General features: G+C 68.0%; 9 protein-coding genes. 5 read left to right on the top strand and 4 right to left on the bottom strand.

Translation table 11 applies throughout. The features are described 5' to 3' along the window. The coding region (locus HZI36_RS18240; protein WP_179402508.1) for an electron transfer flavoprotein-ubiquinone oxidoreductase at positions 1 to 933 on the top strand (933 nt) is incomplete at its 5' end. 115 nt (positions 934 to 1048) lie between these two features. Here the strand turns inward: HZI36_RS18240 and aroC are convergent. From aroC to HZI36_RS18225, 3 genes are all read right to left on the bottom strand, one after another. After that, positions 1049 to 2149, bottom strand: a complete 1101-nt coding sequence (aroC, locus tag HZI36_RS18235; protein WP_179404053.1) for a chorismate synthase — start codon at positions 2147 to 2149, stop codon at positions 1049 to 1051. 96 nt (positions 2150 to 2245) lie between these two features. Continuing rightward, a complete protein-coding gene (locus HZI36_RS18230) occupies positions 2246 to 4180 on the bottom strand; it encodes an MFS transporter (RefSeq protein ID WP_179404052.1) in 1935 nt (644 codons plus the stop codon). A 16-nt stretch (positions 4181 to 4196) separates the two neighbouring features. Further along, complete coding sequence (locus tag HZI36_RS18225) at positions 4197 to 4652, bottom strand: CBS domain-containing protein (protein WP_179404051.1); 456 nt, start codon at positions 4650 to 4652, stop codon at positions 4197 to 4199. Between the two features lie 153 nt (positions 4653 to 4805). Between HZI36_RS18225 and HZI36_RS18220 the strand changes: the two genes are divergently transcribed. Next, on the top strand, positions 4806 to 5135 hold the full coding sequence (locus HZI36_RS18220; RefSeq protein WP_179404050.1) for an Mpo1-like protein: 330 nt from the start codon (positions 4806 to 4808) through the stop codon (positions 5133 to 5135). A gap of 13 nt (positions 5136 to 5148) precedes the next feature. Here HZI36_RS18220 and HZI36_RS18215 read toward each other — a convergent pair whose 3' ends face one another. Further along, the gene (locus HZI36_RS18215; protein ID WP_179404049.1) at positions 5149 to 6495 is read right to left on the bottom strand and encodes a YihY family inner membrane protein; all 1347 of its coding nucleotides are present in this window, start codon (positions 6493 to 6495) and stop codon (positions 5149 to 5151) included. Positions 6496 to 6585: 90 nt separating this feature from the next. Between HZI36_RS18215 and wrbA the strand changes: the two genes are divergently transcribed. Genes wrbA through HZI36_RS18200 form a run of 3 tightly spaced genes read left to right on the top strand, consistent with a single transcriptional unit; the run spans position 6586 to position 9121 of the window. After that, a complete protein-coding gene (wrbA, locus tag HZI36_RS18210) occupies positions 6586 to 7191 on the top strand; it encodes an NAD(P)H:quinone oxidoreductase (protein WP_179404048.1) in 606 nt (201 codons plus the stop codon). Then, a complete protein-coding gene (locus HZI36_RS18205) occupies positions 7188 to 7673 on the top strand; it encodes a DUF2069 domain-containing protein (protein WP_179404047.1) in 486 nt (161 codons plus the stop codon). The genes wrbA and HZI36_RS18205 overlap by 4 nt, the downstream gene beginning before the upstream one ends. Positions 7674 to 7699: 26 nt before the next feature. Continuing rightward, a complete protein-coding gene (locus HZI36_RS18200; RefSeq protein WP_179404046.1) occupies positions 7700 to 9121 on the top strand; it encodes an FAD-binding oxidoreductase in 1422 nt (473 codons plus the stop codon). Positions 9122 to 9133 lie beyond the last annotated feature (12 nt).

Here is a 9133-nt window from a genome sequence, read left to right as displayed (position 1 = left end):
CCGCTGAAGCCGGACACGTACGGCGGCTCGTTCCTGTACCACATGGACAACAACCAGGTGGTCGTCGGCTTCGTGGTCGGGCTCGGGTATTCGAACCCGTACCTGTCGCCGTTCGAGGAATTCCAGCGCTACAAGACGCATCCGGCGATCCGCCATTTCCTCGAGGGCGGCAAGCGCGTGTCGTACGGCGCGCGGGCGATGACGGCCGGCGGGCTGATGTCGCTGCCGAAGACGGTGTTTCCGGGCGGCGCGCTGATTGGTGACGACGCCGGGTTCCTGAACGCCGCGCGGATCAAGGGCTCGCACGCGGCGATCAAGACCGGGATGCTGGCCGCCGACGCGGCGTTCGACGCGGTGCAGGCGGGCCGTCAGAGCGACGAGCTCGCCGCGTATCCGGATGCGTTCAAGACGTCGTGGCTATACACGGAGCTGTACCGCTCGCGCAACTTCAAGCAGTGGATGAGCAAGGGGCTGTATCTCGGCACGCTGATGGTCGGGATCGAGCAGAAGCTGATGAACGGCAACGTGCCGTGGACGCTGCGCCACCAGCACGCGGACCACGAGATGCTGAAGCCCGCGTCGATGTGTCAGCCGATCGAGTATCCGAAGCCGGACGGCAAGCTGACGTTCGACCGGCTGTCGTCGGTGTTCATCTCGAACACGAACCACGAGGAGAACCAGCCGGCGCACCTGACGCTGAAGGACGCGAGCGTGCCGGTGAACGTGAACCTGCACCAGTACGCGGGGCCGGAAGGCCGGTTCTGCCCGGCGGCGGTGTACGAGTTCGTGAAGAACGACGACGGCAGCGACCGGCTGGTCATCAACGCGCAGAACTGCGTACACTGCAAGACCTGCGACATCAAGGATCCGACGCAGAACATCGTGTGGGTCACGCCCGAAGGCGGTGGTGGCCCGAATTATCCGAATATGTGACGAACGAAAGCGCCGCTTCATGCGGCGCTTTTTTGTCTCCGACCGGCACCGCACAAACGAAACGGGGCGCTGCTTTCACCGCAGCGCCCCGTTCTGTCATCCGCCCCGCGTCGCGTCAGGTCGCGCTTCCGGCGATCTTCGGCGTCGGCGTCTCGACGTCGCCGCATTGCGCACGATGGCGCAGCGCGTGATCGATCAGCACGAGCGCGAGCATCGATTCGGCGATCGGCGTCGCGCGAATCCCGACGCACGGATCGTGACGGCCGAACGTCTCGACCGTCGCCGGCTCGCCGGCCGTCGTGATCGAGCGGCGCGGCGTGCGGATGCTCGACGTCGGCTTGATCGCGATCGACACCGCGATGTCCTGCCCGGTCGAAATTCCGCCGAGCACGCCGCCCGCGTGATTGGTGACGAAGCCTTCCGGCGTCAGCTCGTCGCCGTGCACGGAGCCGCGCTGCGCGACGCTCGCGAAGCCCGCGCCGATCTCGACGCCCTTCACCGCGTTGATGCTCATCATCGCCTTCGCGATGTCCGCGTCGAGCCGGTCGAACACCGGCTCGCCCCAGCCGACCGGCACGCCCGACGCGACGACGTCGATCCGCGCACCGATCGAGTCGCCGTCCTTGCGCAGCGCGTCCATGTACGCCTCGAGCTGCGGGACGATCGCCGCATTCGGCGCGAAGAACGGATTTTCGCGCACGTGCGCCCAGTCGACGAACGGCACGTCGATCTCGCCGAGCGCGCTCATGTAGCCGCGCACCTCGACGCCGCAGCGCTCGCGCAGCCATTTCTTCGCGACCGCGCCCGCGCCGACGATCGGCGCGGTCAGCCGCGCGGACGAGCGGCCGCCGCCGCGATAGTCGCGAATCCCGTATTTCTGCCAGTACGTGTAGTCCGCGTGGCCCGGCCGGAACGTATCGGCGATGTTGCCGTAGTCCTTGCTGCGCTGGTCGGTGTTGCGGATCAGCAGCGCGATCGGCGCGCCCGTCGTCCGCCCTTCGAACACGCCCGACAGGATCTCGACCTGATCGGCCTCCTGCCGCTGCGTGACGTGGCGCGACGTGCCGGGCTTGCGGCGGTCCAGCTCGAGCTGGATGTCGGCTTCGGCGAGCATCATCCCGGGTGGGCAGCCGTCGATCACGCAGCCGATCCCGGGGCCGTGCGATTCGCCGAAGGTCGTGACAGTGAAAAGCGTGCCGAGAGTATTGCCGGACATGATGGAGCCGCCCCAGGAAAAGTCGGGAAAACCGCCATTATGCCAGCAGCGCCGGCCGTCGCGGGCCGCGTGTCATTTACGCAATCACTTGCGCAATCACTTGCGCGCGCCGCGCAGTTCGGCCACCGCGGCCTGCAGCCGCTCGGGCGTCGCGACCGGCGACGGAATCGGCTCGCCGACCGCGAGCGTGAGCCGGCTCATCACGCCGCGCTTGACGGGCCGCGGCCAGCGCGCGTCCTCGTGCCGCGAGAACACGCTGCCCCACAGCCCGCGCAGCGCCATCGGAATCACCGGCGCGTTCGTGCGTGAGAGGATCTCGGTCACGCCGTGGTGGAACGTGTTGATGTCGCCCGTCTTCGTCAGCTTCCCTTCGGGGAAGATGCAGACGAGCTCGCCGTCCGCGAGCGCCGCCTCGCACGCGTCGTATGCGCGCGCGAGCAGCGCCGGGTTCTCGTGGCGCGGCGCGATCGGGATCGCCTTCGCGTGCCGGAACGCCCAGCTCGCGAAGCGCGTCGAGAAGATCCGGTGATCCATCACGAAGCGGATCGGCCGCGGGCTCGCGGCAGCGAGCACGAGCGCGTCGACGTAGCTGACGTGATTGCAGACGAGCACCGCCGCGCCCTCCTCCGGAAGCCGCTCCGGATGCACGAGCCGGATCCGGTAGAACGTGTGCACGAGCACCCACGCGACGAAGCGCAGCAGGAATTCGGGCACGAGCAGATAGATGTACGCGGCGACCGCGACGTTCAGCAGCGCGGTGACGAGGAAAATCCCCGGAATGCCGACGCCGGCGCGCGTCAGCGCCATCGCCATCAGCGCGGACACGATCATGAACAGCGCATTGAGGATGTTGTTCGCGGCGATGATCCGCGCGCGGTGCGTCGGCGCGCAGCGGCTCTGGATCAGCGCGTACAGCGGCACGCTGTAGAAGCCGCCGAACATCGCGAGCAGGAACAGATCCGCGAGGATCCGCCAGTGGCGCGCGCCGGCCAGGAACTCGCCGACCGACAGCAGATGGCCCGGATCCGGCAGCGCGTGGCTCGCGAAATAGAGATCGATCGCGAACGCACTGATGCCGATCGAGCCGAGCGGCACGAGGCCGATCTCGACGCGCCGCCGCGACAGCCGCTCGCACAGCATCGAGCCCAGGCCGATCCCGATCGAGAACGTCGCGAGCAGCACCGTGACGACGTCGGGGCTCGCGGACAGCACGTCCTTCGCGAAGTTGAAGAACGACGCGAGGAACGTCGCGCCGACGAACCACAGCCACGAGATGCCGAGCAGGCTCAGGAACACGGTCCGGTTCTGTCTCGCGAGCGACAGGTTGCGCCAGGTCTCGCTGATCGGGTTCCAGTTGATCTTCAGATCGGGCTGCATCGACGGCGTGGCCGGCACGAACGAAGCGACCACGCGCCCGGCGAGCGCGATGCCGACGCAGCAGAACGCCAGCACCGATTCGCCGCCACCGGGCAGGCCCGCGGCCGCGCCGCCGACGATCGTGCCGATCAGGATCGCGACGAACGTGCCCATCTCGACGAGCCCATTGCCGCCGACGAGCTCGTGATCGCTCAGGTGCTGCGGCAGGTACGCATACTTGACGGGCCCGAACAGCGTCGAGTGCATGCCGAGCATGAACGTGCACAGATACAGCAGCGTCGCGCTGTGCGTGACGAAGCCCGCGGCGCCGACGAGCGTCAGCGCGATCTCGAACGTCTTCACGAAGCGCGTGAGGCGCGCCTTGTCGTACTTGTCGGCGATCTGCCCGGACGTCGCCGAGAACAGCACGAACGGCACGATGAAGATCGCCGAAATCAGGAACGCGGCCGTCTTCGCGTCGACGCCGGAAAAGCGCGCGGTCTGGTACGTGACGAGCGACGAGAAGCCGATCTTGAAGACGTTGTCGTTCAGCGCGCCGAAGAACTGGGTCGTGAAGAACGGCGCGAAGCGGCGCTCGCGCAGCAGGTCGAACTGGGACGCGTGCGCGCGCGGCTCATCGCGACGCTCGGACGTGACTGACGTGTGATCGCTCATTCGGAAAGCGCGGCGCTCACGGGTTCCCGGATTCGGCCTCGGGTTCCGGCCAGTCGCGGATGTACGCCTTCAGCATCCGGTTCTCGAAGCTCTGCGCCTCGACGACCGTCTTCGCGACGTCGTAGAACGAGATCACGCCCATCAGCATCTTCTTGTCGAGCACCGGCATGTAGCGCGCGTGGCGATCGAGCATCATCCGGCGCACTTCGTTGACGTCGGTTTCCGGCGTGCACGTGAGCGGCACGTCCATCACCTTGCGCACCTTGCCGTCGCCGATGCTGCCGCCGTTCTCGCGCAGCGTCAGGATGATCTCGCGGAATGTCACGATGCCGACGAGATCGCCGTACTCCATCACGACGAGCGAGCCGATGTCGTGCTCGGCCATCGTGTCGACCGCATCGCGCAACGGCGTTTCGGGCGTCACCGTGAACAGCGTGTTGCCCTTGACCTTCAGAATATCGCTGACGCGCATCGTAGTCCCCTGTTTGCCTATGTGCGAAAACTGGCTTTCGATCCTATCGGAAAGCCTCCCAAAAGGAAAGCGCGCCGCACCGGGCAGCCGCTTGCGGCGGATCGCCGCCCGCCGCACAATGACCGTATGGATCACGCGTCCAGAGGGGATGTCATGGCGCATTCGCACTCGCACTCACAGTCGGAGCACTTCGCCAGCTTCGCCGATTTCTACCCGCACTACCTGAACGAACACCAGAACCTGACGTCGCGGCGGCTGCATTTCATCGGCTCGCTCGGCGTGATCGGCTGCGCCGCGATGGCGGCCGCAACCGGCGAATGGCCGTGGCTGCCGGCCGCCGTCGTCTGCGGCTACGGGTTCGCGTGGGTCGGCCATTTCTTCTTCGAAAAGAACCGCCCGGCGACGTTCCGGCATCCGATCTACAGCCTGATGGGCGATTGGGTGATGTTCAAGGATATCTGCACCGGAAAGATTCCGCTGTGACGCCCGGCCGGCATCACGCGGCCCGCGGCGGCCGCGCGTGCGGGTCCGCCGCGCCGGCCGCCTTCGCTGCGGCCGCCGCCGTTGCCGGCGCGGCCACCTTCTCATGCGCACCCGCGCGCCGCGGCACCGTGATCAGCGACGCGAGCGACACGTCGAAGCGCTCGTTCGACAGCACGCCGAGCAGCGCCGCGCCGTCGATGTGCGTGCGGCGCCGCTGCAACTGGTAGGTCAGCTCCGCGCGGTCGATCACGAGCACGTCGAACAGGTTCGCGAGCGTCAGGCGCTCCGGATTCGCGAGCAGCACGTAGCGCGGCGGCCCGTTCTCGTCCTGCAGCCGCGCGACCCACTCGTGCTCCTCCATCGTCGCGACGAGGCGCTGCGCCGTTTCCATGTCCGCGCGCAGCTTCGCCGCGAGCCGCATCGCCGTGTAGCCGGGCTTGCCGGCCGCGCGCGCGTCCGCGAGCCGTGCGAGCATCTCGAGCGCGTCGAGCAGGTCGCTGCCCGCGTAGTGCACGCGGTGGAACTGCCCGAGCCGGATCGCCGGCAGCGCCGACGTCAGCATCGCGCCTAGCAGCGTGACGAACCAGCTCAGATACATCCACAGCAGGAACACGGGCAACGCGGCGAACGCGCCGTACACCGCGGTATAGGTCGGAATCCGCCGCACGTAGAAGCCGAAACCGCGCTTCGCGAGCTCGAACGCGAGCGCCGCGAACACCCCGCCGATCACCGCGTCGCGCCACGCGACCGCGCAGTTCGGCAGATACACGTACAGCAGCGTGAACGCGAGCACCGTCAGCGGCAGCGACGCGACCGTCAGCATCCATTCGAGGATCGGCGGCGGCGACTGCGCGCCGGTGAACGCGAGCGACTGCGTGAACAGGTACGACGAGATCGACAGGCTCACGCCGAACAGGATCGGCCCGAGCGTGATCAGCGCCCAGTACGCGAGCACGCGCTGCGCGAACGGCCGCGGCTTCCTCACGCGCCAGATCAGATTGAACGCGGATTCGATCGTCATCATCGTCATCACCGACGTGAAGACGAGCACGAGCAGGCCGGCGGTCGTCAGCCCTTTCGCCTTCAGCGCGAACTGGTTCAGGTACTTGACGATCTGGATGCTGAACTGCGCGGGCATCAGGTGATCGGCCATGAAGTCCTGCAGCGAAATCTGGAACGACGCGAACATCGGAAACGCGGTGAACAGCGCGAACGCGACCGTCGCGAGCGGCACGAGCGAGAGCATCGTCGTAAACGTGAGGCTCCCCGCCACTTGCGGAATGCGGTCCTCCGCGCTGCGCTTCGCGGCGAAGCGCGCGAGGCGCTTGATGGTGTCGAGATCGACGCTCAACTTCGGCAACGGTTTCCCCCTTCCGGATACTGCATGCGACGCGCCGGCGCGCTGCGCGCCGGCGTCAGCCCCTATAATAGCCGCTCGCCCAAAAGACCCATGAAAGACATTCTCGTCCTCTATTACAGCCGCCACGGCGCCACGCGCGATCTCGCGCTCGCGATCGCGAACGGCATCGACAGCGTGCCGGGCATGCAGGCCCGGATCCGGACCGTGCCGTCCGTGTCGGGCGTCTGCGAGGCGATCGAGCCCGACATTCCGTCCGACGGCCCGCCGTACGCGGAGCTGCGCGATCTCGACGAATGCGTGGGCCTCGCGCTCGGCTCGCCGACCCGCTTCGGCAACATGGCCGCATCGCTGAAATACTTCCTCGACGGCACGACGCCGCTGTGGCTGTCCGGCGCGCTCGCCGGCAAGCCCGCGTGCGTGTTCACGTCGACGGGCAGCCTGCACGGCGGGCAGGAATCGACGCTGCTCTCCATGATGCTCCCGTTGCTCCATCACGGGATGCTGATCGTCGGCATTCCCTATACCGAGACCGCGCTCAGCACGACGCAGACGGGCGGCACGCCTTACGGCGCATCGCACGTCGCGCGCCACGAGCGCGCGCCCGAAGGCCTGTCCGCCGACGAAAAGGCGCTCGCCGCCGCGCTCGGCGCACGGCTCGCGCACACGGCCGCCGCCCTCGTCGCCGGTTCCGCATGAATCGCCCCGCCTCGTCGGCCAAACCCGCCGCCAAACCCGCGGCCACACCGGCCGCCACGCCCGACGCCGCCACCGTTGCCCCTCGGCCGCGCTACGCGATCGCCGCCGCCGCGTGCCTCACGGCGCTCGTCGCGCTGTCGATCGCGTGGGAGCTGTGGCTCGCGCCGCTGCGGCCCGGCGGCTCCGCGCTGATGCTGAAGGCGGTGCCGCTCGCGATCGCGCTGCCCGGCGTCTGGCGGCGCAGCGTCTATACGATGCAATGGGCGAGCATGCTCGTGCTCGTCTACTTCGCGGAAGGCATCGTGCGCGGCATGACCGACCGCGGGCTGTCGTCGACGCTCGGCTGGTGCGAGACCGCCCTCGCCGTCGCCTTTTTCGCGGCCGCGCTCGCGTACGTCGCGCCGTTCAAGCGCGCGGCCAAACAAGCGGCCAAACGTGCGAAAAAAAGTGCGGAAACACGCACGAAGCGCGCCGCGTCCTGACCCTTTCGTTTTTCGCCACCCACCTGATGAACACTTCCGACGCTTTCGTTTCCGCCTGCCGACATGCGATCGGCGCAGCCTATGTGCTGACCGACACGCACGACACCGAACCGTTCCTGACCGACTGGCGCCGCCGCTACCGGGGCGCCGCATGCGCGGTGCTGCGGCCCGCGGACACCGCCGAAGTCGCGGCGCTCGTGAAGCTCGCGAACGAACACGGCGTCGCGCTCGTGCCGCAGGGCGGCAACACGGGCCTCGCCGGCGGCGCGACGCCCGACGCGACCGGCGCGCAGGCGGTGCTGAGCCTCGCGCGACTGAACCGCGTGCGCGCGCTCGATCCGCACAACAACACGATCACGGTCGAAGCCGGCGTGATCCTCGCCGACGTGCAGACGCGCGCGCAGGAGGCCGACCGCCTCTTCGCGCTGAGCCTCGCGGCCGAAGGCAGCTGCACGATCGGCGGCAACCTCGCGACGAACGCGGGCGGCACCGCGGTGCTCCGCTACGGCAACGCACGCGAGCTGTGCCTCGGGCTCGAGGTCGTGACGCCGCAGGGCGAGATCTGGGACGGGCTGCGCGGGCTGCGCAAGGACAACACCGGCTACGATCTGCGCGACGTCTACATCGGCGCCGAAGGCACGCTCGGCATCATCACCGCGGCGGTGCTGAAGCTGCACCCGCGCCCCGCCGCGCGCGTGACCGCGCTCGCCGCGCTCGAGTCGGCGCACGCGGCGCTCGACTTCCTCGCGCTCGCGCAGCGCGTGGCCGGGCCGCTCCTGACCGGCTTCGAGCTGATGTCCGATTTCTGCATGAAGCTCGTCGGCAAGCACTATCCGCAACTGCGCTACCCGTTCGCGCAACCGCATGCGCAGACCGTGCTGCTCGAGCTGTCCGACAACGAGAGCGAAGCGCACGCGCGCGCGCTGTTCGAGAAGATGATGGAAGAAGCGTTCGACGCGGGCGTCGTCGTCGACGCGGTCGTCGCGGAGAATCTCGCGCAGTCGCGCGCGTTCTGGGATCTGCGCGAGCACATCCCGCTCGCGCAGGCCGACGAGGGGCTCAACATCAAGCACGACATCGCGGTGCCGATCTCGTCGATCGCGCACTTCATCGACGAGACCGACGCGGCGATCCAGCAGGCCGCGCCCGGCGCGCGGATGGTCACGTTCGGCCACCTCGGCGACGGCAACCTGCACTACAACGTGCAGACGCCTGAAGGCGGCGATTCGAAGGCGTTCCTCGCCGCGTTCCAGGCGCCGATCAACCGGATCGTCTACGACGCGGTGCACCGCCATCGCGGCACGATCAGCGCGGAGCACGGAATCGGCCAGTTGAAGATCGACGACGCGCAGCGCTACAAATCGGACGTCGAGATCGCGCTGATGCGCGCGCTGAAGACCGCGCTCGATCCGCGCAACCTGATGAATCCCGGCAAAGTGCTACGCTGAAATCATTCCGCG

This window comes from Burkholderia guangdongensis, assembly GCF_013403875.1.
Classification (GTDB): Bacteria; Pseudomonadota; Gammaproteobacteria; order Burkholderiales; family Burkholderiaceae; genus Burkholderia; species Burkholderia guangdongensis.
This window is presented reverse-complemented; position numbering and strand designations above follow the sequence as displayed.

What these genes read in the sequence shown, in the direction of transcription:
- aroC (WP_179404053.1), bottom strand. Translation starts at nt 2,149, where the DNA reads ATGTCCGGCAATACTCTCGGCACGCTTTTCACTGTCACGACCTTCGGC.
- HZI36_RS18230 (WP_179404052.1), bottom strand. Translation starts at nt 4,180, where the DNA reads ATGAGCGATCACACGTCAGTCACGTCCGAGCGTCGCGATGAGCCGCGC.
- HZI36_RS18225 (WP_179404051.1), bottom strand. Translation starts at nt 4,652, where the DNA reads ATGCGCGTCAGCGATATTCTGAAGGTCAAGGGCAACACGCTGTTCACG.
- HZI36_RS18220 (WP_179404050.1), top strand. Translation starts at nt 4,806, where the DNA reads ATGGCGCATTCGCACTCGCACTCACAGTCGGAGCACTTCGCCAGCTTC.
- wrbA (WP_179404048.1), top strand. Translation starts at nt 6,586, where the DNA reads ATGAAAGACATTCTCGTCCTCTATTACAGCCGCCACGGCGCCACGCGC.
- HZI36_RS18205 (WP_179404047.1), top strand. Translation starts at nt 7,188, where the DNA reads ATGAATCGCCCCGCCTCGTCGGCCAAACCCGCCGCCAAACCCGCGGCC.
- HZI36_RS18200 (WP_179404046.1), top strand. Translation starts at nt 7,700, where the DNA reads ATGAACACTTCCGACGCTTTCGTTTCCGCCTGCCGACATGCGATCGGC.